This window comes from Kribbella sp. NPDC050459 (assembly GCF_040655315.1).
GTDB lineage: Bacteria > Actinomycetota > Actinomycetes > Propionibacteriales > Kribbellaceae > Kribbella.
Map to the genome: position 1 here is coordinate 943,281 of NZ_JBFAJQ010000002.1, position 25,459 is coordinate 968,739.

Genomic DNA, 25,459 nt, shown 5'->3' on the forward strand with positions numbered 1-25,459 from the left:
TACGGCGTTGGCTCTGGGTGACTTCTTCGCGCGGCTGACCGGTCGCAAGGAGGAGCCCGAGCCTGCGCCGGTTCCCGGGCCGCCGACGAACGACGACCTGCTGGCGGCGCTGGTCCGGGTCGAGCAGCTGGTCGCGGGCGGCGCCGTACCGGCTGTGGTGGCGTCCCGCGTCGCACGGGTGGTGCGCGTCGTCCGGGAGACGATCCCGCGGCTCGGCAACCTGGGCGGCAGCGTGCAGGCGTACTCGGTGATGGCGACCGCGACGGACTACCTGCCGGAGGCGATCGGCGGGTACCTGCGGCTGCCGCGGCAGTGGGCCGACACCCGCCCGGTGGACCGCGGCAAGACGTCGCTAATGATCCTGATCGACCAGTTGGACCTCCTGGCCGCGACGATGGACAAGGTCTTCGACGCGGTGAACCGCGCCGACGCGGCGGCGCTGATCGCCCACGGCAGGTTCCTGCAGGAGAAGTTCGGCACCGGCTCCACCGGCGGCGGACTGGCCCTCGGACCGACCGCGTCGACCCCGCCACCCGATCCCGGGGCGGGACCGTTGGCACCACCACCTGGACGAGGAGGGTCATGAGCGGCGCGGGGGGACTTCAGGAGGCGCTGTCCGCGCTCCTCACCGTGGCGGGCCGGGCCGGCGTCGCCGAAGACACCGCGCGCAGCGAGGCGCTGTCGCTCGCCGCGGCCCTGGCCGAGTCGGCGCCGGGCGCTTCGGCGGATTGGGGCAAGGCGGTCCCGGGCGGAACAACACAGGACTTCTTCGACGCCGCCGTTCGCGGCCGTCGCTGGCGAGGCGCGCCCACAGCCGTACTCACCGAGCTGATCGCCAACGGTTCGTCCGAGAAGTCGGCGTACGCCGAGGCGCTCGCGGAGGTGGCCTCCGCTGCCTGCACGTTGGGCGAACCGACGATGCGGGTCGTAGGGAATGCGTCGGTCGCGGCTGCTGCACAACTGCAGGCGGCGGGCGCGCGGCCGCTGCAGGTCGGACATGGACCTGCGCAGGTGCCGCCGACCGCGGACGCACCGGCCGCCGCAGCCGGCACGACCGAGGCGGCTGCGGTGGCTACGACGGCGGCGGAGGACGTTGCTCCGGTGAAGACGGTCGAGGAGCTGCTGGCGGAGCTGGACGAGCTGACCGGGCTGGCCCGGGTCAAGCAGGAGGTGCACCGACAGGTCGCCGTACTGCGGGTCGAGAAGCTGCGAACCGAGGCAGGGCTGAAGAGTCCGACGATCACGCGGCACCTGGTCTTCGTGGGGAATCCGGGGACCGGGAAGACGACGGTCGCGCGGCTGGTGAGCGGGATCTACAAGGCGCTCGGCCTGCTGTCGAAGGGGCAGCTGGTCGAGGTCGACCGGTCCGAGCTCGTCGCCGGGTACCTCGGGCAGACCGCGACGAAGACGGCCGAGGTGGTCGCGTCGGCCGCGGGCGGCGTGCTGTTCATCGACGAGGCGTACAGCCTGACCGCCGGTGACCTGGGCGCCGACCAGTACGGGCGGGAAGCCGTCGACACGCTCGTGAAGGAGATGGAGGACCGGCGCGACGACCTGGTCGTGATCGTTGCCGGGTACCCCGAACCGATGGAAGTGTTCATCGCCGCGAACCCCGGGCTGGCGAGCCGGTTCCGGACCACCATCGAGTTCGAGAACTACAGCGACGACGAGCTCACCGACATCCTCACCGGGCTCGCCGAGGCCGCCGACTACGAGCTGGTGCCGGAGGCGGTCGACGAGTTCCACGAGATCCTCGCGGTCACCCCACGAGACAGCTCCTTCGGCAACGGGCGCTTCGCCCGCAACATCCTGGAAGCCGCCATCGGCCGCCAGGCCTGGCGCCTCCGGGACGTCAAGGCACCGACCAGGGACGAACTGCGTCAGATCATTGCCGCCGACCTGACCGACGAAGCAGAACAGCCGGCACCGGCGGTCAAGCCGCAGCAGGGCGAGCCGGCACAGGGCGAGCCGGCACAGGGTGAGGCTGCACAGGGCGAGCCGGCACAGGGTGAGCCGGCACAGGGTGAGGCCGGGCAGGCTGAGGCTGCGGAGGCCGGGCCGAGTACGCCGGCCGAGGGTTTGCAGACGGAGCAGAGCGAACGAGGAGAACAGGCGTGACCCAGACGCAGAGTGCGCCGCCCCCGAGTGTGGCGGCGGCCCCGCCGCAGGGTGCGGCCGGGCAGGCGCCGAACGCCCGGAGCGCCGGTCCACGCGGCGCGGTCGCGCAGTGGTTCGAGGGTACGCCGGGCCGGATGCGCGCGTTCCTGATCCTCGCCGCCGCGATGAGCGTGGTGTTCGGGCTCGCCGCCGCGCAGGGCTTCAGCCAGGCCGACGGCTCCCTCGAACGCGCGCAAGCGAACACCGCCCAGCTCGTCCGCATCCAGGCGATCCACACCAACCTGGTCAGCGCGAACGCCGACGCGACCAACGCGTTCCTGGTCGGCGGACTCGAGCCGCCCGAACAGCGCGCGCACTTCGTCAACTCGATGGCCGCGGCTGCGGGGCTGATCGCCGACGCCGCGAGCGCCCAGCCCGCGGACCGCGAAGTCCTCGGCGCGCTGAACAAGACGCTGATCACCTACGAAGGCCTGATCGAACAGGCCCGCGCCAACAACCGCCAGGGCCTCCCGATCGGCTCGCAGTACCTGAAGGACGCGAACTCGGTACTCCAGGACGACTCGCTCCCGCTGGTCAAGGCGCTGGTCGAGGCGAACGAGAAGCGCGTCGACGCCGAGTTCGACGGCATCAGCAAGGGCACCATCTGGATCCTCGTCGGCGGCCTCCTCAGCCTGGTGGTCTTCGTGATCACCCTGCGCTGGCTGGCGCGCCGTACGCACCGCTACCTCAACCTCCCGATCGCGGCCGGCGCCGCCCTCGTCCTGCTGACCACGGTCATCGGCGGCGTCTCCCTCGCGAGCGCCTCCGGTGCCGCGAAGGACACCCGCAACTCCGAGTACGAACGCACGCTCGCGCTCTCCCGAGCCCGCATCGCCGCGTACGACGCACGCTCCAACGAAAGCCTCACCCTCATCGCCCGCGGCTCCGGCGACGCCTTCGACAAGGCGTACAACACCGCCGCCGCGGAGGTCGACAACCAGCTGGGCAAGTCGTCCGGCACCACTGACGGCCTCCAGCAGGCCTGGGCCGAGTACAAGCAGGTGCACAGCAAGGTCCGCGAGGCCGACTCCAGCGGCAACTGGGACGGCGCAGTCGTGATGGCCGTCGGCGGCGAGAAGGCCGGCACCGACGATTCGGCGCAGACGTTCGCCGCCTTCGACGCTTCCTCGTCGCAACAACTGACCGCGAGCAGCGACGCGGTGTCGAGCGACCTGTCCGACGCGCGCGACGGCCTGCCTCCCATCGGCTGGCTCGGGATACCGATCGGTATCGTCGCCGCACTGCTGGTCGCCTGGGGCATGTCGCAGCGCCTGGAGGAGTACCGATGAAGAAACTGATCCCGATCGCCGCCACCACCGCCCTGCTCCTCACCGCCTGCAGCACCGGCAACTACGCCGCCACCCAGATCCCGACCAAGCCGTCGCCGTCGGCAGCCGCACCGCCGACCCCGACCGAGCCCAAGGCCTGTACGGACGGGAAGGACCCGCTGGCCTCGTACGTGCCGCCGGCCACGTTGCCGAAACCCGAGGAGCCGGTGACCGGATACCTGAAGACGATCAGGGACCGCCAACGGTTGATCGCCGGCGTCTCGGCCGACAGCCTGCACCTCGGCGCGCGGAACCCGATCACCGGCCAGATCGAGGGCTTCGACATCGACATGGTCAAGGCCGTCGCGACGGCGATCTTCGGCACCTGGGAAGGCCATCTCGAGCTCCGGGTGATCTCCAGCCCGCAGCGCATCCCGTCACTGCAGAACGGCTCCGTCGACATCGTCGCGCGCAACATGACGATCAACTGTGAGCGGTGGGACCAGATTGCCTTCTCGGCCGAGTACTACCGCTCCGGCCAGAAGACGCTGGTACCTCTCAACGCGAAGGAAACCAGCGTCAAGCAGCTGTCCGGCAAGACCATCTGCGCCCCCGCGGGATCGACCAGCCTGACGAACCTGATCAAGGAGAACCCGGCGGTCAAGCCGATCACCGCCGATTCCGACACCGGCTGCCTGGTGCTCTTCCAGCAGGGCAAGGCGTACGGGATCTCCGGTGACGACACCGTACTGGCCGGCGACGCCGCGCAGGATCCGTACGCGAAGGTGCTCACCGCCGAGAGATTCAGTGAGGAGCCGTACGGGCTCGGCATCAAGAAAGGGAACGTGGACTTCGTCAAGTTCGTGAACGGCGTGCTCGCGCAGATGAAGTCCAGCGGGGCCTGGATGGAGTCATACAACGCATGGCTGATGCCGGACCTGGGAAAGCTCACCACCCCGCCACCTGCCGTCTACGGCCGGACGCAATGACCGTTCGTACGCCGATCGTGTCGGCGCCTGTGCCGCCGGGGAAGATGGGGAGCGGGGTTCCGGCGGCGGAGTTGCTTGGCTTCTTGGGGGCGCTCGGGGAGTGGCGGGATCGGCGGAAGGCTGAGCTGGACGAGCTGGATCAGGCTGCCCTGCACTCGGCGGAGGCCGATGCGCTGAGCGCGGATGTCGTGCTCAGCATGACGGTCTGGAAGGCGGTCTCGGATCGGTACGAGTTGATTCTGGTGACCTGGGATTCGGGGCGGGTCGGGGCCAAGGAGACCGAGCAGATCTCGGCGCTGATCTGGGGCGGGCTGGATGCCGGCGGTGCGGGCGGGTCGCTCGCGGTTTCGTTGCCTGAGGCCTGCAAGTTGTCGGACGCGCTGGCGGCGACGCTGCGTGCCAAGCTCGCGCTCGAGCCGGGCGACGCCGACCTGGCGGCCCGGCTGCGGCAGCTGCGCGCGCAGGTCGAGCGGATCAGCGACCTGGTCAAGCAGGAGCCGGCGAACGCCCGTAACGACGCGCTCGCGAAGCATCACGACCTGGACCGGCGGCTCACGGATCTTGCCGACCGCAACAAGCGCGGCGCGGACATCGGCGGGCTGATCGGCCCGTTCGAGATGGACGCCGCGAAGGTCGAACGCGACCTGATCGTCGGCGCCGCGACCCGCAAGGAGCGCGCCGCCGACGTCGCGCGGGCCCGCACGCTCCGCGGTGAGCTCGAGGCGCAGGGCACGGCGGTCCGCGCGCTCGCGGACAAGGCGGTCGCGACGGTCAGTCCCGCCCCGCGCCTCGCCGTACCCGATGTGACCGCGCTCGGACCGGTGCCGAACACCCCGGCCGAGCTGGAGAAGTACCTGACCCGGCTGGACGCCGTCCGGCGGGCGCTCGGCCAGGCGCAGGCGGCGTACGGCGGCGCGCTGCAACGCCGCGACGAGCTGGCCCAACTGCTGGACGCGTATCAGGTGAAGGCGGCAAGTGTTGCTCCGGGCAACGAAGATCTCGGCGAGCTGTACCGGCGCGGCCGAGCGGCGATCGAGAACGAGCCGGTCGACCTGCCTCGCCTCGCTGCACTGGTAGCGGCCTACCAGGCCTACCTGGAAGGAACGAAATGACGACCTGCACCCAGCCGGGCTGCACCGGCTCCATCGTGGACGGGTACTGCGACGTCTGCGGCTCCCCCGCCGCGCCGAGCAAGGCAGCGAGTGCACCCGCCGCGGCCCCCGCGACCGGCAAGTGCACCGAGCCCGGCTGCACCGGCACCTACGTCGACGGCTACTGCGACGTGTGCGGCTCGCCCGCGCCGGACGGCGGTACGGCGGCCGACCCGGATCCGATCAGCACGGTGTCGACCGTCTCGCGCGCTTCCAACCGCCTGGCCTCGACGCCGCTCGGTTCGGCGCGGGCGGCGCAGGCCGGCTCCAAGCTGACCCGCAAGCTCGGTACGTCGTCCACCCGGCTGCGCGGGGCGCGGCTCGGCGCCGGACTGACGCACGTCCCGTCGATCCCCGCGATCGACGCGAGCAAGGCGATCCTGGCCAACCCGATGGTCCCGGAGGACCGCCGCAACTGCCCGAACTGCGGCAACCCGGTCGGCCGCTCCCGCAACGGGCAGCCGGGCCGCACCGAGGGCTTCTGCCCGAAGTGCCGCAACCGGTTCTCGTTCTCGCCGAAGCTGCAGCCGGGCGAGCTGGTCAACGACCAGTACGAGGTGGCCGGCTGTCTGGCGCACGGCGGTTTCGGCTGGATCTACCTCGCCCGGGACAAGAACGTCTCGGACCGCTGGGTCGTGCTCAAGGGCCTGCTGAACTCCGAGGACCCGGACGCGGTGGCGGCGGCGATCGCCGAGCAGACGTTCCTGGCCCGGGTCGAGCACCCGCTGATCGTCGAGATCTACAACTTCGTCACCCACGACGGCGCCGGCTACATCGTCATGGAGTACGTCGGCGGCACGTCGCTGAAGACCCTGCTCAAACAGCGGATGGCCGCGAACAACGGCCAGTACGACGCCCTGCCGATCGACCAGGCGATCGCGTACCTGCTGGAGATCCTGCCGGCGTTCTCGTACCTGCACGACCTCGGCCTGGTGTACTGCGACTTCAAGCCGGACAACATCATCCAGGTCGGTGACGCGGTCAAGCTGATCGACCTCGGCGGTGTCCGGCGGATCGACGACCTGGACTCGGCGATCTACGGCACGGTCGGCTTCCAGGCGCCCGAGGTGGCCGAGGTCGGCCCGTCGATCGCGTCCGACATCTACACGCTCGGCCGGACGCTGTGCGTGCTGGCGATGGAGTTCCGCGGCTACCAGAGCCGGTACGTCGACACGCTGCCGCCGGTCAGCGACGTACCGCTGTTCCAGAAGTACGACTCCGTGTACCGCCTGCTGGCCAAGGCGTGCGCGAAGGACCCGGCGGACCGCTTCCAGTCCGCAGACGAGTTCCGCGTGCAGCTGCTCGGCGTACTGCGTGAGGTGGTGGCCGACAAGCAGGGCGTCAAGGCCGCGCAGCACTCGGCCTCGTCGCTGCTGTTCGGTACGCCGGGCGACAAGTCGCTCGGACTGGGCGACGCGGCACTGCCCTGGCAGCAGCTGCCGTCGCTGGCGCCGGACGACAGCGACAAGATGGCCGGCTGGCTGAAGACGGTCAGTGTGCCGGACTCGGCCAAGCGGCTCGAGCTACTCATCGACGCGCCGGAGCAGTCGCCGCAGACGCTGCTGGAGATCGCAGAGGCGGCGCTGGAGGTCGGGCCGGACCGCTACGACATGGTCGACACCGCGGTGGCCGACCTGCTCAACGCCGACCCGTGGGAGTGGCGAGCGGTCTGGATGGCCGGACTGGTCGCACTGGCCCGTGGTGACTCCGCCGGCGCTCAGTCCGCGTTCAACGCCGTCTACGGCCAGGTGCCGGGTGAGCTGGCGCCGAAGCTGGCCCTGGCAATCGCCTGTGAGCACAGCGGCGAGTTCGACGTTGCCGAGGGCCTCTACTTGACTTGTGCACGCACCGACGCCAACTACATCGCCCCGTCCGCGTTCGGTCTGACCGACATCCGGACCTCGCGCGGTGACGTGGACGGTGCGCTCGCCGCGCTCGACCTGGTGCCCCGCACCAGCGGCGCGTACGTGCGGGCTCGTCGCCAGCGAGCCGGTCTGCTGGCAGGATCGGGGCGTGGCCTTCCCGCGCTCGCCCAGGCGATGGACAGCATCGCGACGCTGACCATCGACCCGGTCGACCGGGCCAACCTGGCCGCGGACGTGTTCCGAACGGCGCTGACCGAGGTCCAGCAGTCCGGTCCACAGGAAGCGCTCCGGATCGACGGCCGCGCGGCGACCGAGTCCTCCCTGCGGGACGGCCTCGAGGCGACGTACAGGTTTCTGGCCGACCAGGCCCCGACCCGGACGGAACGGATCGTCCTGGTCGACTGGGCGAACGAGGTTCGAGGATGGACGTTGCGATGACGAGTTCGACCGACACGGTCTGCCCCAACTGCGGCGGGCCGGTGGCCGAGGCCGACCTGTTCTGCGAAGCCTGCGGCACCGAGCTGAAGCCGGGGGCCGCTGCTCCGACCTCCCCGGCGCTGGACACCGACACCGAGCCGACGGTGGAGATCACCGCAGCCGTCGTGGACGCGGTGGGTCCTTGCAGGTCGTGCGGCGGCACCATCGGCGCGGACGGCTACTGCGAGACGTGTGGCACCAAGGCCGCCAAGCCGCGCGACCACTTCGAGGAGCAGCCAGCTCCGTGGGTGGCCGGGGTGTGCGACCGCGGTATCCGGCACAGCCGCAACGAGGACGCGATGGCCATCGCGGCGGACGCGGAGCCGGGCAGCCGAGCGCTGCTGGTGGTCTGCGACGGCGTCAGCTCGTCGCTCGACTCCGATGTCGCCTCGCTCGCGGCCGCTCGGGCGGCGCGTGACGTACTGGAGGCCGGCCACGCGCAGGGCCTCGGCACCGAGACCTCCCGGGCCGGCGCGGTCGCGGCCCGACTGAAGGCGGCGGCCGACGCGGCGAGTGACGCCGTACTCGACAACACCAGTCCGGACAGCCCGAACCCGGCGTCCTGCACGTTCGTGGCCGCCGTCCTGGAGAACGGGCTGCTCGTGGCGGGCAACGTCGGCGACAGCCGGGCGTACTGGTTCCCGGACACGGCCGAGCCGATCGCGCTGACCGTTGACGACTCGTGGGCGGCCGAGCTGATCGCCACCGGGGTGTCGCGCGCGGAGGCCGAGTCCGGCCCGCACGCGCACGCGATCACCCGCTGGCTCGGCAAGGACGCGCCGGACCACACACCGCGGACCACGACGCTGCACGTGACCGGGCCGGGCTGGCTGCTGGTGTGCTCGGACGGCCTGTGGAACTACTGTTCCGAGGCGGCACCGCTGGCCGACCTCGTACGTCAGACAGCTGCGGACCACGGAGGCGAGCCGAAGGCCACCGCGTCCGCCCTGGTTGACTGGGCCAACGCCCAGGGCGGCCAGGACAACATCACCGTCGCGCTCGCGCGTCTCTGACCGGCGCGGACCTAAGGAGAGGACCGAGATGGCCGACTTCACCGCCACCGTTTACCAGAACGAGTTCCTGCCCGACGGCGGGACCGACGTGCACGCCATCGTCACGGTGAACTGCACCGGTGCCGGCGCCGCGGGACAGTCCGGCAGCGGCGACGCGGGTGAGATCATCATCGTCGACACCTCCGGCTCGATGGGCCGCGACGGTGTCCAGGCCGCCGCGTACGCCGCGCAGACCGCGCTCGACCAGATCCTCGACGGCGTCTGGTTCGCGGTGATCTCCGGCAACGACCGCGCGCAGCTGGCGTTCCCGCCGTCCGCGGAGCCGGTGATGGTCAAGATGGACCCGTACACCCGGCAGGCCGCCAAGGACGCCGTGTCCCGGTTCTACGCCGACGGCGGGACCGCGATGGGCACCTGGCTGCGGCTGGCCTCGCGGGTGTTCGCCACCGTGCCGTCGCTGTCGCAGAAGCACGCGCTCCTGCTGACCGACGGCGAGAACCAGCACGAGACCCCGGAAGCGCTGACCCAGGCGATCACCTCCGTCACCGGGCAGTTCCAGTGCGACGCCCGCGGCGTCGGCGTGGCCTGGCAGGTCGACGAGGTACGGCGGATCGCGCAGGCGCTGCTCGGCACCGTCGACATCATCCCGGCGCCGGACCAGCTGGCCGCCGAGTTCGCCAAGATCATCCAGAACGCGATGAGCCGCGGTGTCGCGCAGGCCGATCTGCGTGTCTGGGCCCCGCAGGGCGCCGAGGTGCTGTTCGTCCGGCAGGTCGCGCCGACGGTCGAGGACCTGACATCGCGCCGTACGACGGTGAACCCGCTGACCGGGTCGTACCCGACCGGCTCGTGGGGCGACGAGTCCCGCGACTACCACGTGGCGATCCGGCTGGCCGCGAAGGCGGTCGGGCAGGAGCAGCTCGCCGCGCGCGTGCAGCTGGTGCTCGGCGACGACACGGTCGCCCAGGGTCTGGTGAAGGCGCTGTGGTCCGCGGACGAGGCGCTCACCACCCGGATCAGCCCGGAGGTCGCGCACTACACCGGACAGACCGAGCTGGCGCAGGCGATCCAGGAAGGCCTGGCCGCCAAGGCCGCGGGCGACACCGCGACCGCGACCACCAAGCTCGGCCGGGCCGTGCAGCTCGCCGCGACGACCGGCAACGAGGAAGCGACCACGCGGTTGCGCAAGGTCGTGGACATCGACGACCAGGAAACGGGTACGGTGCGGCTCAAGCGCACGGTCGAGAAGGCCGACGAGATGGCGCTCGACACAGCCTCCACCAAGACCACCCGGGTGCGGAAATGACCGTGAACTGTCCGAGCGGACACCCCTCCACGTCGACCGACTACTGCGATGTCTGCGGCCTGCCGATCGGCGCCGCCGCGACTCCGGCAGCGGCCGGCACCCCGGCTCCAGCCGTCGCGGCGTCCGGCCCGGCTGCTACGCCGGCTCCGGCACCGGCAGGCCAGACCTGCCCGAACTGCTCCGAGCCGGCGGCAGCCGACGCGCTGTTCTGTGAGAGCTGCGGTTACGACTTCACCACCGGGACGATGCCGCGGCCGGCTTCCTCGCTCGACCTGGGCCCCGACCCGGCGAGTCCGCCGCCCCCGCCGGCGCCCGCCGCGGTGGCCGAGTGGGTCGTCGAGCGCTGGGTCGACCCCGACTGGTACGCCGTACAGCAGAGCGACGACCCGTGTCCGTCACCTGGTCTGCCGGCCGTGATCCCGCTGACCGACAAGAGCCTGCTGATCGGCCGGCCGTCCAAGAGCCGCGGCATCTCACCGGAGATCGACTGCGGCGACGACACCGGCGTCAGCCGCCGGCAGGCGCAGCTGACCACGGACGGCCAGCGCTGGTGGGTCGAGGACCTGCAGTCCTCCAACGGCACGTACGTCGCTTCCGCGGCCGGGCCGCTCCCGGAGACCCCGATCATCCCGGGCCAGCGCCAGGAGCTGAACCCGGACGACCGCATCTACGTCGGCGCCTGGACCCGCCTCGTGGTCCGCAAGGCGACGCCGGAGGAGTTGGCCGGCCAGGCCTAGGCCCTACCTGGTGGCGCGGGGCTGGGCCTGCTGGGTCCAGCCCGGCGCCGGGTTGAAGCACAGCCACTCGATCACGGGCGAGCCGATCACGATCGGGATCAGCCACGCCCACCACTGGTGCGGCAGCGAGACCACCGCGATCGCCGTCCACAGTGCGACCCAGCCGCCGCCGTACCCGCGCAGCACGCCGCGGTACCAGAGTCCGCCGGGCGCCTCGGCCGCGCGCTGGCCGACGTACACGAACAGGTACGACGCGATCGTGATCGGCCAGAAGTACCAGAGCCGCGCCCAGTCGTACGGCACCATCACCAGCGCGGTCAGGCAGACCAGCGCGATCGCCCAGTGATAGACCTCGCCGGCCCAGTTCAGCCCGCGGCGGCGCAGTGTGAACACGATCGCCAACGGGCCGAACAGGACGGCAACAACCCCCGCCATGACATGCAGGATCAACGCGATGTCACGCATCGGCTCCCCCGGAGCTCTCTGACATGTCAGGAGCATAGGGATCCGGGCGTGGCGCGTCAGTACCTCGTGACAGACAGAGCCTAGTTCTCCGGGAACGACAGCACGCGGCGGACCGCGAAGTTCCGGTATCCCTGGCGTTCGAAGCTCTTCGCCATCGGGATGTTGCCGAAGTCCGTGTCGGCCCGGATCTGCTCGGCGCCGGTCTCCGCGAGCAGGTGCGTGATCTCGGCCAGCAGGTCGTCGCTCAGCCCCTTGCCGCGATGCTCGGGCACGACGCCGAGGTACCCGACGACCGGCCCGCCCGCGTTCGCCGTCGGCAGCGCGAAGCCGACCAGGTCACCGTCGCCGTCGAACGCCAGCCGCCACAGGTCCCGGTCGCCCGGCATCGACTTGTACATCGCGACCTCTTCCCGGGCCGCGCCCTCGGCACCCAGCCGCGCGATCTCCCGCGCGGTCGCGGCGTCCAGGCTGCCCTGGCTGACGCGCACGAACACGTCGACGAACGCCTCGTCGTCGGCCGGCCCGAACGTGAGCCGGGTGGAGCGCTCCGGCAGGCCGTACGCCGGCTTCCACTCGTACCGCAGCCGGTCGGTGACGGTGCTCATGCCGACCGCCGCGGCCGCGCGGGCCCGCGTCTCCAGCGCCGCGACGACGTCCGGCTGGTCCTGCCAGTCGCCGTCCAGGAAGAAGTGGTACTCGGGCGGCTCGGCATCGGCCGGGCGGGACGCGACGGCGTTCTTCAGCAGCTCGGTCCACACCGGGACCGGGTCGCTGTCGCCGGCGTAGTAGAGGCCGTCGATGCTGTACGGGTGAGTCTCGCCCGGGAGGCCCCACCAGATCGCCAGGGCCTGGATCGTGCCGTTCTCCTCGACGACCCAGTTCCAGTCGTGCTTGTAGTAGCCCGCGGCAACGTATTCGCGGTAGCGGTCGAGGGTGACGGTGTTGACGGACTGCTGCTCGATCAGAGCAAGGATGGTGTCGAGGTCGGCCTCGACAGTGGTGCGGATGGTCACAGATCCTCCAGCAGGAGGCGCGCTGCTCCGCTCAGTGCGAGCTGTGCGAGTGGATCGGGCGCGCCGGGAAACAAGTCAGTGTGTTCATCGGTCGCTCCTTCCACTCCGGGATCTCTCTCGCCGCGCCAGACTCTAGAGGTACGACGGGGTCATAGTCCACCTGTTATTCACAGCTGGGATGTACCGACGCCGCTGCGCACGGGAAGCCTCCGGGCATGAGAACCCTCATCGCCGCCGTGACCCTGGCAACCACCGTTGCCTTAGGCTCCACGGCCTACGCCGCCCCAACCCCCACCACTGCTGCCGTGTCCGTCGTGAGCTCGCCGGCCGCGATCGACACCTGTGCTTTGAGTTCGTTGCCGCCCGAGGCCTCGGACACCCTCGACCTGATCCACTCCGGCGGACCGTTCCCGTACGACCAGGACGGCACCGTCTTCTCGAACCGGGAGGGCATCCTGCCGTCGGAGTCGAGCGGCTACTACCACGAGTACACCGTGATCACTCCCGGCTCCCCCGACCGCGGCGCCCGCCGGCTGGTCGGCGGCGGCACCAAGACCACGCCTGAGCACGTCTACTACACCGCCGACCACTACTCCTCGTTCTGCGAGGTCGACGAGAACAGTTGAGCTGTCTGCGAGTAATGTCGTCGGCACGTTGAGTGATCAGGAGGGTCCTTCACCGATGCCGACTCTGCGTTTCACGACCGCGCTGTTGCTGACCGCCGCCCTGCTCGCCTTCGGTCCGCCCGAGTCCGGGCGGGCCGAAGCGACCGGTGATCCGTTGAAGCTGACCACCGGGTTCTACGTCGACCCGGCCTCGTCGGCGGCGGCCTACGTACGGCGGCACCCGGAGGACACCGAGCTCGCGTCGAAGATCGCCGCGCAGGCATCGGCGCGATGGGTCGGCGCGTGGAGCGGCGACGTGAAGGCGGGCGTCACGGCGTACACGACGGCCGCGGACCAGGCCGGGAAACTGCCGGTGCTGGTGACGGACAACCTGCCGGGGCGCCAGTGCGGGATCGGCGGCGGGGCCGCGTCGGAGGCGGCGTACCGGACGTGGATCGCGGCCGTGTCGGCCGGAGTCGGGGCACGGCCCGCGGTGGTGGTGCTCGAACCGGACGCGCTGGCGCGACTCGACTGCTACCCGCCGGCGGAGTGGGACGGGCGGATCGCCCTGCTGAAGTACGCCGTCGGGGTCTTCGCGGCGAAGAACCCGAACACCTGGACGTACCTCGACGCCGGGAACGTGACGTCCGGCGAGGCGAAGGAGATGGCCCGCCGGCTGCGGCTCGCGGATGTCGGCAAGATCCGCGGGTACGCCCTGAACACCGCGAACTACTTCACCACCGACCAGTCGGTAGCCCGTGGCAACGAGATCCTGCAGGCGCTCGGCGGCGGCACGCACTACGTCGTCGACACCAGCCGCAACGGCAACGGCTCCGACGGCAGCTCCTGCAACCCGCCGTCCCGCAAACTCGGCACACCCCCGGCCCGCACCGCCGCCCCCGCGGACCTCCACCTCTGGCTCCGCACCCCCGGCGAATCCGACGGCCCCTGCGGCCTCACCCCGGACCTCCCCACCAGAACCTTCTCCCCCGTCCTGGCCCACCAGCTCCTCACGGGCACCTGATCCACCGAGTCGTGGCGAATGGTCCTCGAGCCGATCGCCGAGTCGTGGAAATCGGCTGACGAGGCCAGCCGAAGTCCACGACTCGGCGTTCCGGGGAGGAGCCGAACGCCACGACTCGGCACAACGCAAAGGGTCCCGGGCGTTGGCCCGGGACCCTTTGGTGGTGCTGGTGGTGCTGGACTACTGGATCAGAAGTCCATGCCGCCCATGTCGGGCGCGCCGCCCGGAGCGGCCGCGGCCTTCTCCGGCTTGTCGGCGATGACGGCCTCGGTGGTGAGGAACAGGGCCGCGATCGACGCCGCGTTCTGCAGCGCGGACCGGGTCACCTTGGCCGGGTCGATGATGCCGGTGGCGATCAGGTCGACGTACTCACCGGTCGCGGCGTTCAGACCGTGACCCGGCTCGAGGTTGCGGACCTTCTCCACCACGACGCCGCCCTCGAGGCCGGCGTTCACGGCGATCTGCTTCAGCGGCGCCTCGACGGCCTTGCGCACGATCTCCGCGCCGGTCGCCTCGTCACCCTCGAGCTCCAGCTTCTCGAACGCGACCACGGACGCCTGCAGCAGCGCCACGCCGCCACCGGCGACGATGCCCTCCTCGACGGCCGCCTTCGCGTTGCGAACGGCGTCCTCGATGCGGTGCTTGCGCTCCTTCAGCTCGACCTCGGTGGCCGCGCCGACCTTGATCACCGCAACGCCGCCGGCCAGCTTGGCCAGCCGCTCCTGCAGCTTCTCGCGGTCGTAGTCGGAGTCCGACTTCTCGATCTCGGCGCGGATCTGGTTGACCCGGCCGGTGATCTGGTCGGCGTCGCCCGAGCCCTCGACGATGGTCGTCTCGTCCTTGGTGACGACGATCTTGCGGGCCTGGCCGAGCAGCTCCAGGTCGACGGTGTCGAGCTTGAGGCCGACCTCCTCGGAGATCACCTCGCCGCCGGTGAGGACGGCGATGTCGACGAGCATGGCCTTGCGGCGGTCACCGAAGCCCGGCGCCTTGACGGCGACGGCCTTGAAGGTGCCCTTGATCTTGTTGACGACCAGGGTGGCCAGGGCCTCGCCCTCGACGTCCTCGGCGATGATCGCCAGCGGCTTGCCGGTCTGCATGACCTTCTCCAGCACCGGGACCAGGTCCTTGATGCTGCCGATCTTGCTGTTCACGACCAGGATGTACGGGTCGTCGAGGACGGCCTCCATCCGGTCGGTGTCGGTCACGAAGTACGGCGAGATGTAGCCCTTGTCGAAGCGCATACCCTCGGTGAGCTCGAGCTCGAGGCCGAAGGTGTTGCTCTCCTCGACGGTGATGACGCCTTCCTTGCCGACCTTGTCCATCGCCTCGGCGATGATCTGGCCGACCTGGGTGTCCGCGGCGGAGATCGACGCGGTCGAGGCGATCTGCTCCCGGGTCTCGACGTCCTTGGCCAGCGACAGCAGCTGCTCGCTGACGGCCTCGGTCGCCTTCTCGATGCCCTTCTTCAGGCCCATCGGGTTGGCGCCGGCGGCGACGTTGCGCAGCCCCTCGCGGACGAGAGCCTGGGCCAGCACGGTGGCGGTCGTCGTACCGTCACCCGCGACGTCGTCGGTCTTCTTGGCAACTTCCTTGACGAGCTCGGCCCCGATCTTCTCGTACGGGTCCTCGAGCTCGATCTCCTTGGCGATGGAGACGCCGTCGTTGGTGATCGTGGGTGCGCCCCACTTCTTCTCCAGCACGACGTTGCGGCCCTTCGGGCCGAGCGTCACCTTGACCGCGTCGGCGAGGGTGTTCATTCCCCGCTCGAGGCCGCGGCGCGCCTCTTCATCGAACGAAATCAGCTTGGGCATTCTCCGCGAGTCCTCCCGCGTCGAGTCTTTGTGGTCCAGCCGGCTCGATGCCCGCGACGGACGGCACCGGCACCGCGACGCTCATGTCCCGCCGCAACTCCGGCACCTCATCGAGGCCGTCTTCTTGCACACTCCGCCGGGCGCGAGCTCTTATCACTCTCACCCATGGAGTGCTAACCAAGTATTAGCACTCGCCCCAAGCGAGTGCAAGCCAGCTCCCGGCTACGGTGAGCCCATGGTGAACGTACGCCCGGCCGGCCCGGACTCCTGGCCCGACGTCGCGACGGTGATGGGCGAGCGCGGCGACCCCTCCCGCTGCTTCTGCCAGTACTTCCGCCTCCGCGGCAAGGCGTGGTCCGGCAGCAGCCCCGCGGACAACCGGGAGGGCCTCCACACGCAGATCCGTGACGGCGAGTTACCACCGGGTGTCGTGGCGTACGACGGGGACGCTCCGGTCGGCTGGTGCGCCGTCGGGCCGCGTACGTCGTACCCGCGGGTGGTCGCCTCGCCCAACTGGCGCACGGACCACCTGGACGCCTGGGTGATCACGTGCTTCGTCGTACCGGTCGGCCACCGCCGCAAGGGCGTAGCGGGCGAACTGGCCCGCGGCGCCCTCGACCTGGCCCGCTCGTACGGCGCCCCGAGCGTCGAGGCGTGTGCCGTCGACACCACGACTGCCGGCCGCATCCCGTCCGCGGACCTGTACCGCGGCCCGCTGTCCGTCTACCTCGACGCCGGCTTCACCGAGGTCAGCCGCACCAGCCCGCAGTGGGTCCTGGTCAGGCGTCCAGCTGGGTGACCAGGTACTTCGGGGCCGTGAGGCGGTAGGCCTCCGTGATGAGCTCGGCCAGCTCTTCCTCGTCGGCGAGGTCCAGCTGGATCAGGATCCAGGCGAACCGGCCGCCCTCCCAGGAAGCCTCGTAGACCTCCGGGTTCTCGGCGACGAGCGCCTCCTGCTCCTCGCGGAGCGCCTTCAGGTGCATCCGGGTCTGGTCCTCGGACAGGTACGCGAAGCTCTTGTTGCGCACCTTGAAGACCGGCTGCCCGGCCCACCCCTCCTGCTCCTCGGCACCCGGCAGCCCCGCCATCACCTTCACCACCGCCTGCGCGTCCATACCCCTGACGCTAGGCGCCGGCACCGACAGTTCTGCTCATCTTGCGATCGTCACCGTCACCGTAGTTCCGACCGGCAGCAGCGTCCCGACCGCCGGCGAGACGCCGAGGATCGTGCCGGACGGGTAGCCAGGCGCCGTCACCCACTTGTACAGGGCCTTGAGTTCCGCGGCCAGCAACAGCGGCCCGTAGTTCTTCGCGATGGGGTTGAAAGGCGGGCCACCGAGTGACGAGTAGCTCGGGACACCGGACCGGTCCCGCAGGATCTGGATCCGGTCCAGGATCCGGTCGACCTCCGCGGCGCTCGTGGACGACTCGGCGTAGAACCAGACCTTGAGCGACGGGATACCCACCGCGCCGGTGCACACCCTGGTGCCTTGCCAGCCGTCGCGGCAGCTCGTGCGCTGACGCTGGGCCTGTACGCCGTCGATGACGATCGCCTCGTCGGCGTGGTAGTCGAGGGACGGCGGCGCGCCGGTCAGCTGCACGCTCTCCACACCCTTCGGGCGGTGGCTCTGGCAGAACTGTGCTGCGGTGGGGTCGTCGATCTGGACGGTGTCCTGTTGCGGGGTGCCGCACCTGCTCTTGTTGGTCGGCCAGGCGGCCGGTACGGCGATGGCCGCATGACCGAACGCAACCAGCCGCATCGCAGGCGGCACCGGAGCTGCCGTCGTCGGAGCGGGGGTTGGCGAGGTCACAGGCGCGTTCGGTGTGGCTGAGGTCAGCAGGTTCGAGCCGGCGATCACAGCGCCGACAGCTACCGCGGTGAGCGCCGCGAGTCCCACCGTGCGGCGGCGTCGACGGCGGGTTGCTCCGGCGTACAGCGCATCCAGTGGGGGTTCGCCTACCGGTGTCTGCGCGGCGGTGCGTTCCAGGAGGTCGGTCAGGTCGGTCATCGGGGTTCTCGCAGTTCTGCCAGATGTGGGTCCTGCGCCAGGGCCTTCACCGCGCGGGACAGTCGGCTCTTGACGGTGCCGGCGGCGACGCCCAGCACAGACGCCATCTGTTGCTCGCTGAGGTGCGCGTAGTACCGCAGTACGACGGCTGTGCGCTGGTCGCCGGGAAGGCGGCCGAGTGCGCGCATCACGGCGTCCGTGTCGTCGACACCGGCCGTCTGATCGCTCCCCGGCGACTCCGGGAGGGACGCCGAGGGCAGCTCCCCGTGCCAGCGGCGCCGGCGGGACGAGCGGAAGCAGTTGACCAGTACGCGGTGCACGTACGCGTCCCGGTCCTCCGCGACCCGCACCCGGTTCCACTTGAGCAGACAGCGCTCCAGCGCGGCCTGGACCAGGTCCTCGGCCTCAGGCGGCGTACAGCCGAGCAGAACCGCGGACCGCACCAGGCTGGGCCAGCGGGCAGTGACGTACTCGGTGAACTCGTCCATGTCCCTCCTCACCCTTAGAGACAGGCTGGGGTGTCACGAGGGTTCCACGAAAGTCGTCGGGGTCGGATCAGGGACCGGTCGGTACCGATCCGGATGTGGAGCGGGGCGCCGAAACGGGACAGTGGAGCCATGACGAACTCCAACGCACCGTTCCAGAACCTCTCCGGCAAGGTCCTCCGTCGTTCCGCGAACCAGCGGATGCTCTCCGGCGTGTCCGGCGGCATCGCCGAGTACCTGAACGTCGACGTGACCCTGGTCCGCCTCGGCTGGGTCGGCCTCACCCTGATCACCGGCGGCGCCGCGATGATCGGCTACGCGGTCGCCTGGATCGTGATGCCCGAGTCCGACGGCAAGGCGGTCTGGCAGAACGTCCAGCACTCGGTCAACCAGAACCAGGACACCACCGAGCAGGACATCGCCTCCCGCATCTACGACGACACCAACAACAAGCCCCCGGCGGCGTGATCGCCACTGCGCCTCACCACGGCGCAGCACCCCCGGCCCGAGCGGCGGGGTGACGACAACTCGCCACCCCGCCGCCGCGCTGTCACACTTCGGTCGTGCAGCGCACCGAAGAGGTCTCCAACTGCCCCGAGTGTGGGCACCAGATCCGAGTCGACCGTCGCTACGTCACCTGGTGTGACAGGTGCGACTGGAACGTCGACCCGACCTCTGAAGAGGACTACACGCCGGCCTGGCGACTCCGGCTGGAGCACCGCCTCGCCGAGTCGCTGTACCGCGAACTGGAGACCGGGAGCATCCACCGCCCCGGCTGGGACGCGGCCCGGATCAGTGCACACGTACTGTCCGCGGTGATCCTCCTGCTCCCGCTGATCGCCCTGCTGGCCGGCATCGCCCTGCTCGTCTTCTATCGGCCGCTCTGGCTCAGCGGGATGCTGGCGCTGGTTGCCTTCGCGGCCGCGTTTCTCTTCCGGCCACGCGCCGGGCGACTGCCTGAGGACGTGCAACTGGTGCCACGTGACCAGGCCCCCACCTTGTACGCCGTACTCGACGAGCTGGCCGACGCCATCGGCACCAGAAGGGTCGCGACCGTCGTCGTCAGCACACAGGCGAACGTCTGGTACCAGCAGATCGGCTGGCGCTTCCGGCCGGTCGTCGGCATCGGGCTGCCGCTGTGGGCGGATCTACGACCCCAGGAGCGGATCGCGGTCCTGGCGCATGAGCTCGGCCATGGCGGGCACGGCGACGGCAGGAGCAGCTGGCTGGTCAACGCTGCTTGGTCCGTTCTGCAGGAACTGGAGGCGACCTTCTCCGAGCACCATGGCGACTGGGTCCGGCGAGAGCTCGGCTACGACGACCCGACGGGTGCCACGTTCTTCACCCGGATGGTCAACGCGACCCTTGGCCCGCTTGTGCGCGGGGTCGCCTGGCTGCTGGAGCGGCTGGCCCTGCGAAGCGGCCAGCGAGCGGAGTACCTGGCGGATCGCAAATCCGGCGAGATCGCCGGTTCGGAGGCCGCTGCCCACGCACTGGAACGGCTGCTCCTCGCCGATGTGTCGTACCGCGCGATGGAGCGCGCGCTCCGCTTCCCGGCCGGAATCGATCCGTTGGAGGCTGTCCGCCGCGAGGTGACCGAGACCCCGGCACGGGAGATCCAACGCCACCTGCGGATCAGTCGCCTCCGCGAGGTACGGACCGACGCGACGCATCCGCCGACGTACCTCCGCACCAAGCTCATTCGCACCCGGCCCGCGACCACGGCCCGCGTCGTGCTGGGCATCGACCGCAGCCGCGCCATCGACCACGAGCTCCAGCCCGCTGCGACGAAGGCCCTGGCCGACCTGCGGGCCAGTCTCTAGACGTTCAGCGCGGGCCGGCTGAGGGCCGCGACTGCCTGGTCGGGGTGGTCGGTGAAGACGCCCTGCAGGCCGAGAGCCGCGAAGCGGGTCAGTTCGGTGGGGAAGTCGGTGGCGGTGGGGAGGAAGCGGCGTTCGGCGCGGAAGGTCCAGACCTGGATAGCCAGGCCGGCGCGGTGGGCGTGGTCGACCAGGCGGGTGGGTTCGCCGAGGCAGCCGTCGGCTGTGCGGGGCAGGACGAGGTCCTTGTACGGCGCGAGCACCTGGGCGTACGTCGCGATCTCCCGGAGTCCGCGGGGCTCGATCAGGTCGGCGTACGTGCGGCCGTCGCCGATCCGCAGGAAGTCGTTCGGTGCGCTCTCGGAGTCGATCAGCTGCACCAGCGGGACGCGTGTCATCACCGACAGCCGCCGCAGGCTCGTCGGCTCGAACGACTGGATCATGACCTCGTCGGGGCGCAGCCCGAGCGCCAGGATCCGCTCGGTGAGCAGCTCCTCCAGGGGGAGGCCGAGCCGCCGGAAGTACGCCGGGTGCTTGATCTCCGGGATCACCCCGATCGGCCGGCTGAGCCGTGCCGACTCCCGGCGCGCCAGCGCGACCACGTCGTCGAAGGTGGGGATCTCCTCGAGCCCGTCGTAGGCCGTGTTGTTCGCCCGGAGCGCGGGCATCCGCTCCCGGGCCCGCAGCGTCCGCAGCTCGGCGTACGTGAAGTCCTCGACGAACCAGCCGGTGACCGCGGTCCCGTCGACGATCTTGGTGATCTTCCGGTCCGCGAACACCGGGTGCTCCGCGACGTCCGTCGTACCGGAGATCTCGTTCTCGTGCCGGCAGACCAGGACGCCGTCGAGCGTGGCGACCAGATCCGGCTCCAGGTAGTCGGCTCCCTGGACCGCCGCCAGCCGATAGGCCCCCGACGTGTGTTCCGGGCGGTAGCCACTGGCTCCCCGATGCGCGATCACCAACATGGATCCAGGACAGGGGCCCGACATGGCCCGACGGGAACCCGTTGCCCAACGCAAGGTGAAGGTCTACCGACCGTCACCACGCAGCACACCGGCCGGCCGCGGGCGGGGTCCACAGGTGCGAGTAATTCGCATGCGGAGTGTCCGTGGCGACACCTAGCCTGAGTGGGCCATGAGACAACTTCCACTCGCCGATCCCGGCGTCCCGAACCATCGCTCGCCGGCCCGCTATCTGTGGTGGGTGGCGGGCGGTCAGGCGCGCACGCTCGCCGGCGGGATGGCGTTCGGCATCCTGTGGATGGCGGCGCAGGCGTTCATCCCGGCGATCCTCGGGCGGGCGATCGACGAGGGCATCGCGGCCCAGGACGGCGAGCGGCTGCTGCGCTGGACCGCGCTGCTGTTCGCGGTCGGCGTGGTGCAGGCGACGGCGGGCATCATGCGGCACCGGTTCGCGGTCACCAACTGGCTGACCGCGGCGTACCGGACGGTCCAGGTGGTGACGCGGAAGTCGGCGGACCTCGGCGCCACGCTGCCCAAGCAGCTGGCCACCGGCGAGGTGGTCAGCATCGGCGCGGGCGACCTGTCCTACATCGGCAACCTGATGGAGATCTCGGCCCGGTTCGCGGGCGCGATCGTCGCGTTCGTCGTGGTCGCGGCGATCCTGCTGTCGTCGTCGACCGTGCTCGGCCTGGTGGTGCTGATCGGCGTGCCGATCATGCTGTTCTGCCTCGGCCCGATGCTGCGGCCGCTGCACAAGCGGCAGTCCGCGCAGCGGGAGGCGGTCGGCGAGCTGAACTCGCTCGGCTCCGACATCGTGGCGGGGCTGCGGGTGCTGCGCGGCATCGGCGGTGAGGAGTCCTTCTCCCGGCGGTACCGCAGCGAGTCGCAGCAGGTCCGGCAGGCAGGCGTGCGCGTGGCCGGCATCCAGTCCGTGCTGGACGCGGCGCAGGTGCTGCTGCCGGGCGTCTTCGTCGTTCTGGTGGTCGGCCTGGGTGCACACTTCGCGCTGCGCGGAGAGCTCAGCGCGGGCTCACTGGTCGCGTTCTACGGCTATGCGACGTTCCTGGTGCTGCCGTTGCGGACGGCGACCGAGTTCGCCAACCAGCTGATGCGCGGGCTGGTCGCCGCGGGCCGGGTGATCCGCGTGCTGAAGCTGGAGACCGAGATCACTGAGCCGGAGACGTCGGTGCGGCTGCCGGAGCACGGCGACCTGGTCGATCCGGTCTCGGGTATCCGCGCGCGCGACGGTCTGCTGACCGCGGTCGTCAGCGCGGAGCCCGACAGCTACGGCGAGCTCGCCGACCGCCTAGGTCGGTATGACGACGCCAGCGAGGTCAGGTACGGCGGGGTGACGCTGGCGAGCGCCACACGTGCCGACATCCGCGAGCGGATCCTGGTCAGCGACACAGGCTCCCAACTGTTCACCGGACAGCTGCGCACGGAGCTGGACCCGTCCGGCCGGTGCACTGACGACGAGCTGATGGCCGCGATGCGTACGGCGTCTGCGGAGGACGTGCTGGTCGCGCTGCCGGACGGCTTCGACTCCGAGGTGGAGGAGAAGGGCCGCTCGTTCTCGGGTGGACAGCGTCAGCGGCTGGTGCTGGTGCGCGCCCTGCTCGCCGACCCGTCCGTGCTGGTGCTGGTCGAGCCGACCTCGGCCGTGGACGCGCACACCGAGGCACGGATCGCGGACCGGCTGCACGAGCACCGGTCCGGTCGCAGCACCGTGGTGCTGACCGCGAGCCCGCTGCTGCTGGACCGCGTCGACGAGGTGATCTTCGTCGCCACCGGCCGAGTGGTTGCTACCGGCAAGCACCGTGAGCTGCTCGAGACCACCCCGCAGTACCGCCGGACCGTCACCCGTGAGACCGAGGCCGAAGCAGAGGAGGCCCTGCGATGAGACAGATCCTGCCCGTGGCCGGGTCGGCCGAGATCCGGCGGCATGCCCGGCGGCTGGCCCGCCGGCACCCGCGCGGCCTGCTGATCGCGCTCGGGTTGCACGGGGTGGCAGCGGTCACGGGTCTGGCCGCGCCGCGGCTGATCGGCGACCTGGTGGAGGACGTTCAGAACGGCACCACCGCCGCGAAGGTCAATCTGGTGATCGTCGTGATCGCCGGTTTCATCGTCGCGCAGTCGCTGCTGACCCGCTGGGCGCGGTACCGGTCGTTCGCGCTGGGCGAGCAGGTGCTGGCCGAGCTGCGGGAGGAGTTCGTCGACAACGCGCTGGCGCTCCCGATCGGCACCGTCGAGCGGGCCGGCACCGGCGACCTGTTGTCGCGGACCTCGCGGGACGTCGACACACTGTCGCGCACCGTGCGGTTCGCCGTACCGGAGACGATCATCGCGTTCGTGACCGTGGTGTTCACCGTGGTCGCGACGGCGCTGGTCGGCGTGTGGGTGCTGGTGCCGCTGGTCGCGATGGTCCCGCTGCTCTGGCTGAGCACGAAATGGTACCTGCGGCGCGCCAAGGACGGCTACCTGCGGGAGAACGCGGCGTACGCGCAGATGACCAGCTCGCTCGCCGAGACGGTCGAAGGCGCGCGCACCGTCGAGGCCCTCCGGCGGTACGACGACCGCGTGCGGCGTGGCGACGCGGACATCCGCGGCAGCTATCTGGCGGAGCGCTACACGCTGTTCCTCCGCACCGTGTACTTCCCGGCCGCCGAGCTCGGGTACCTCGTGCCGGTCGTCGGCACGCTGCTGTTCGGCGGCTGGATGCACCTCAACGGCCACGCGTCACTCGGCGCCGTGACGGCCGCCGTGCTGTACGTGAACCAGCTGATCGACCCGGTCGACCGGCTGCTGTCCTGGCTGGACGAGCTCCAGTCCGGCGGCGCGGCGTTCGCCCGGCTGCTCGGCATCAGCGACGTGCCGGACGACCGGACGCCGTCGGGGCAGGCACCGGCCGGTGAGCTGGTCGAGGCCCGCGACGTGCGGTTCTCGTACGTCGACGGTCGCGACGTGCTGCACGGCGTCGACCTGACGATCCAGCCGGGTGAGCGGATCGCCATGGTCGGACCCTCCGGCGCGGGCAAGTCGACGCTGGGCCGGCTGGTCGCGGGCATCCATCCGCCCCGGACGGGTTCGGTGACGGTCGGCGGCGTGGGGATGACCGAGCTGCCGCTGGACGCGCTGCGCAAGCAGGTCGCACTGGTCACGCAGGAGCATCACGTCTTCGTCGGCACGCTGCGGGACAACCTGTCGATGGCGCGTCCCTCGGCGACCGACGTAGAGCTGCTCGACGCGCTCGGTGCAGTGGACGCGCGGGAGTGGGCCGAGGCGCTGCCGGACGGTCTCGACACCCGGGTCGGATCGGGTCAGCTGGCGTTGACCCCGGCGCAGGCGCAGCAGTTGGCGCTGGCGCGGCTGGTGCTGGCGGACCCGCACACCCTGGTCCTCGACGAGGCGACCTCGCTGATCGACCCGCGGGCCGCGCGGCACATGGAGCGCTCGCTGGCCGCCGTACTGGAAGGCCGGACGGTCATCGCGATCGCCCACCGGCTCTACACCGCGCACGACGCCGACCGCGTCGCCGTGGTGGAGGACGGCCGCATCTCGGAGCTGGGCAGCCACGACGAGCTGGTCGCCCGCCAAGGCTCGTACGCCGCCCTCTGGAACTCCTGGCACGGCTGAGACCTGAACGGGTGGGCTGGGACCTGAAATAGCAGGTCCCAGCCCACAATTGCTGGTCTCAGGTTCTAGCGTTTGCGCAGTATCAACACTGCTGAATCGACATGCGGCGGTGGGGTGAAAGCCTTGCGGGGAAGGCGAAGCCCGATCGACGGGTCGTAGTGGCGGAACCAGCGGTTCGCCCCGGGCGCGTCACCGCCAACCCACCGATTCGCCACCTGCCGCTGCAGCACCAGATCGGCCGACACCAGGCGGGAGCCCGGCGACAGCAAGCGCTTCAGCAACAGCGTGGAGATGTTGTACGGCGGACTCGACACCACCCGGAACGGCCGCGACGGCAACCGCAGGTCACCGGCATCGGCCCGGACGACCGTCACCGGCGCGTCGGCGAACCGCCGGCGCAACCGATCGGCCCGGCCGGGATGGAGTTCGACGGCGACCACCCGGGCGCCGGCCCGGACCAACGGCGCGGTCAGCGCACCGAGGCCGGCCCCGACGTCGAGGACGAGCTCGCCGGGAACGATCCCGGCCGCGTCCACGACCCGTTGGGCCCAACGACTATCGAGCGGATGCCATCCCCAGGCACCCCGCGCCTGCCCGGAGGCGGGCACGACGGACCATCACGAAGTACGTAATCATGCGACCGACCCTAGACCGCCGCAACGCCAT

24 protein-coding genes are annotated in these 25,459 nt (G+C 70.6%); 16 read left to right on the forward strand and 8 right to left on the reverse strand.

All coding sequences use genetic code 11. From position 1 onward, the window contains the following. The first annotated feature begins 7 nt into the window (after positions 1-7). The 9 genes from AB0I12_RS10585 to AB0I12_RS10625 are packed head-to-tail and all read left to right on the forward strand — an operon-like array spanning position 8 to position 10,963. Positions 8-586 (forward strand): hypothetical protein, encoded by a 579-nt coding sequence (locus tag AB0I12_RS10585; protein WP_359927472.1) that lies wholly within the window; start codon positions 8-10, stop codon positions 584-586. Further along, positions 583-2,118: an AAA family ATPase gene (locus AB0I12_RS10590; protein ID WP_359927475.1), complete on the forward strand. Its 1,536-nt coding sequence runs from the start codon at positions 583-585 to the stop codon at positions 2,116-2,118. Before AB0I12_RS10585 ends, AB0I12_RS10590 begins: the two co-directional genes overlap by 4 nt. Continuing rightward, positions 2,115-3,446, forward strand: coding sequence for a hypothetical protein (locus AB0I12_RS10595; RefSeq protein ID WP_359927478.1), 1,332 nt, complete (start codon positions 2,115-2,117; stop codon positions 3,444-3,446). The genes AB0I12_RS10590 and AB0I12_RS10595 overlap by 4 nt, the downstream gene beginning before the upstream one ends. Next, positions 3,443-4,414 (forward strand): glutamate ABC transporter substrate-binding protein, encoded by a 972-nt coding sequence (locus AB0I12_RS10600; RefSeq protein ID WP_359927481.1) that lies wholly within the window; start codon positions 3,443-3,445, stop codon positions 4,412-4,414. The genes AB0I12_RS10595 and AB0I12_RS10600 overlap by 4 nt, the downstream gene beginning before the upstream one ends. After that, the gene (locus tag AB0I12_RS10605) at positions 4,411-5,526 is read left to right on the forward strand and encodes a hypothetical protein (protein ID WP_359927483.1); all 1,116 of its coding nucleotides are present in this window, start codon (positions 4,411-4,413) and stop codon (positions 5,524-5,526) included. Before AB0I12_RS10600 ends, AB0I12_RS10605 begins: the two co-directional genes overlap by 4 nt. Continuing rightward, positions 5,523-7,868, forward strand: a complete 2,346-nt coding sequence (locus AB0I12_RS10610; RefSeq protein ID WP_359927486.1) for a tetratricopeptide repeat protein — start codon at positions 5,523-5,525, stop codon at positions 7,866-7,868. Before AB0I12_RS10605 ends, AB0I12_RS10610 begins: the two co-directional genes overlap by 4 nt. After that, positions 7,865-8,920, forward strand: a complete 1,056-nt coding sequence (locus tag AB0I12_RS10615) for a PP2C family serine/threonine-protein phosphatase (RefSeq protein WP_359927489.1) — start codon at positions 7,865-7,867, stop codon at positions 8,918-8,920. Before AB0I12_RS10610 ends, AB0I12_RS10615 begins: the two co-directional genes overlap by 4 nt. A 28-nt stretch (positions 8,921-8,948) precedes the next feature. Further along, a complete protein-coding gene (locus AB0I12_RS10620; RefSeq protein ID WP_359927491.1) occupies positions 8,949-10,226 on the forward strand; it encodes a VWA domain-containing protein in 1,278 nt (425 codons plus the stop codon). Then, on the forward strand, positions 10,223-10,963 hold the full coding sequence (locus AB0I12_RS10625; RefSeq protein WP_359927494.1) for an FHA domain-containing protein: 741 nt from the start codon (positions 10,223-10,225) through the stop codon (positions 10,961-10,963). The genes AB0I12_RS10620 and AB0I12_RS10625 overlap by 4 nt, the downstream gene beginning before the upstream one ends. Before the next feature lie 3 nt (positions 10,964-10,966). Here AB0I12_RS10625 and AB0I12_RS10630 read toward each other — a convergent pair whose 3' ends face one another. Both AB0I12_RS10630 and AB0I12_RS10635 read right to left on the reverse strand, forming a co-directional pair. Beyond that, positions 10,967-11,398, reverse strand: a complete 432-nt coding sequence (locus AB0I12_RS10630) for a hypothetical protein (RefSeq protein ID WP_359927497.1) — start codon at positions 11,396-11,398, stop codon at positions 10,967-10,969. 110 nt (positions 11,399-11,508) lie between these two features. Further along, on the reverse strand, positions 11,509-12,441 hold the full coding sequence (locus AB0I12_RS10635) for a GNAT family N-acetyltransferase (RefSeq protein ID WP_359927500.1): 933 nt from the start codon (positions 12,439-12,441) through the stop codon (positions 11,509-11,511). Between the two features lie 215 nt (positions 12,442-12,656). Between AB0I12_RS10635 and AB0I12_RS10640 the strand changes: the two genes are divergently transcribed. Further along, on the forward strand, positions 12,657-13,067 hold the full coding sequence (locus AB0I12_RS10640) for a ribonuclease (protein ID WP_359927501.1): 411 nt from the start codon (positions 12,657-12,659) through the stop codon (positions 13,065-13,067). Between the two features lie 55 nt (positions 13,068-13,122). Beyond that, positions 13,123-14,070 carry a glycoside hydrolase family 6 protein gene (locus tag AB0I12_RS10645; protein WP_359927503.1) on the forward strand — a complete coding sequence of 316 codons (948 nt, stop codon included), beginning with the start codon at positions 13,123-13,125 and terminating at the stop codon, positions 14,068-14,070. Positions 14,071-14,258: 188 nt separating this feature from the next. Here the strand turns inward: AB0I12_RS10645 and groL are convergent, their stop codons facing one another. Then, positions 14,259-15,884 carry a chaperonin GroEL gene (groL, locus tag AB0I12_RS10650; protein WP_355699573.1) on the reverse strand — a complete coding sequence of 542 codons (1,626 nt, stop codon included), beginning with the start codon at positions 15,882-15,884 and terminating at the stop codon, positions 14,259-14,261. Positions 15,885-16,119: 235 nt separating this feature from the next. Here groL and AB0I12_RS10655 point away from each other — a divergent pair, with 235 nt between their 5' ends. Continuing rightward, complete coding sequence (locus tag AB0I12_RS10655) at positions 16,120-16,683, forward strand: GNAT family N-acetyltransferase (RefSeq protein WP_359927506.1); 564 nt, start codon at positions 16,120-16,122, stop codon at positions 16,681-16,683. Here AB0I12_RS10655 and AB0I12_RS10660 read toward each other — a convergent pair. Genes AB0I12_RS10660 through AB0I12_RS10670 form a run of 3 tightly spaced genes read right to left on the reverse strand, consistent with a single transcriptional unit; the run spans position 16,664 to position 18,381 of the window. Then, complete coding sequence (locus tag AB0I12_RS10660) at positions 16,664-16,999, reverse strand: MmcQ/YjbR family DNA-binding protein (RefSeq protein WP_359927508.1); 336 nt, start codon at positions 16,997-16,999, stop codon at positions 16,664-16,666. The genes AB0I12_RS10655 and AB0I12_RS10660 overlap by 20 nt on opposite strands. Before the next feature lie 36 nt (positions 17,000-17,035). Further along, positions 17,036-17,893, reverse strand: coding sequence for a PASTA domain-containing protein (locus AB0I12_RS10665; protein WP_359927511.1), 858 nt, complete (start codon positions 17,891-17,893; stop codon positions 17,036-17,038). After that, on the reverse strand, positions 17,890-18,381 hold the full coding sequence (locus AB0I12_RS10670) for a SigE family RNA polymerase sigma factor (RefSeq protein WP_359927513.1): 492 nt from the start codon (positions 18,379-18,381) through the stop codon (positions 17,890-17,892). The genes AB0I12_RS10665 and AB0I12_RS10670 overlap by 4 nt, the downstream gene beginning before the upstream one ends. Positions 18,382-18,510: 129 nt before the next feature. Between AB0I12_RS10670 and AB0I12_RS10675 the strand changes: the two genes are divergently transcribed. Both AB0I12_RS10675 and AB0I12_RS10680 read left to right on the forward strand, forming a co-directional pair. Continuing rightward, positions 18,511-18,846 (forward strand): PspC domain-containing protein, encoded by a 336-nt coding sequence (locus AB0I12_RS10675; RefSeq protein WP_355699568.1) that lies wholly within the window; start codon positions 18,511-18,513, stop codon positions 18,844-18,846. A gap of 95 nt (positions 18,847-18,941) precedes the next feature. Continuing rightward, positions 18,942-20,201, forward strand: coding sequence for a M48 family metallopeptidase (locus AB0I12_RS10680; protein ID WP_359927516.1), 1,260 nt, complete (start codon positions 18,942-18,944; stop codon positions 20,199-20,201). Here AB0I12_RS10680 and AB0I12_RS10685 read toward each other — a convergent pair. Beyond that, complete coding sequence (locus tag AB0I12_RS10685; protein ID WP_359927519.1) at positions 20,198-21,163, reverse strand: glycerophosphodiester phosphodiesterase; 966 nt, start codon at positions 21,161-21,163, stop codon at positions 20,198-20,200. The genes AB0I12_RS10680 and AB0I12_RS10685 overlap by 4 nt on opposite strands. Positions 21,164-21,332: 169 nt before the next feature. Between AB0I12_RS10685 and AB0I12_RS10690 the strand changes: the two genes are divergently transcribed. Then, positions 21,333-23,060: an ABC transporter ATP-binding protein gene (locus AB0I12_RS10690; RefSeq protein ID WP_359927522.1), complete on the forward strand. Its 1,728-nt coding sequence runs from the start codon at positions 21,333-21,335 to the stop codon at positions 23,058-23,060. Beyond that, positions 23,057-24,793 carry an ABC transporter ATP-binding protein gene (locus AB0I12_RS10695; protein WP_359927525.1) on the forward strand — a complete coding sequence of 579 codons (1,737 nt, stop codon included), beginning with the start codon at positions 23,057-23,059 and terminating at the stop codon, positions 24,791-24,793. Before AB0I12_RS10690 ends, AB0I12_RS10695 begins: the two co-directional genes overlap by 4 nt. 65 nt (positions 24,794-24,858) lie before the next feature. Here AB0I12_RS10695 and AB0I12_RS10700 read toward each other — a convergent pair whose 3' ends face one another. Beyond that, positions 24,859-25,401, reverse strand: a complete 543-nt coding sequence (locus tag AB0I12_RS10700) for an rRNA adenine N(6)-methyltransferase family protein (protein WP_359927528.1) — start codon at positions 25,399-25,401, stop codon at positions 24,859-24,861. Between the last annotated feature and the right edge of the window lie 58 nt (positions 25,402-25,459).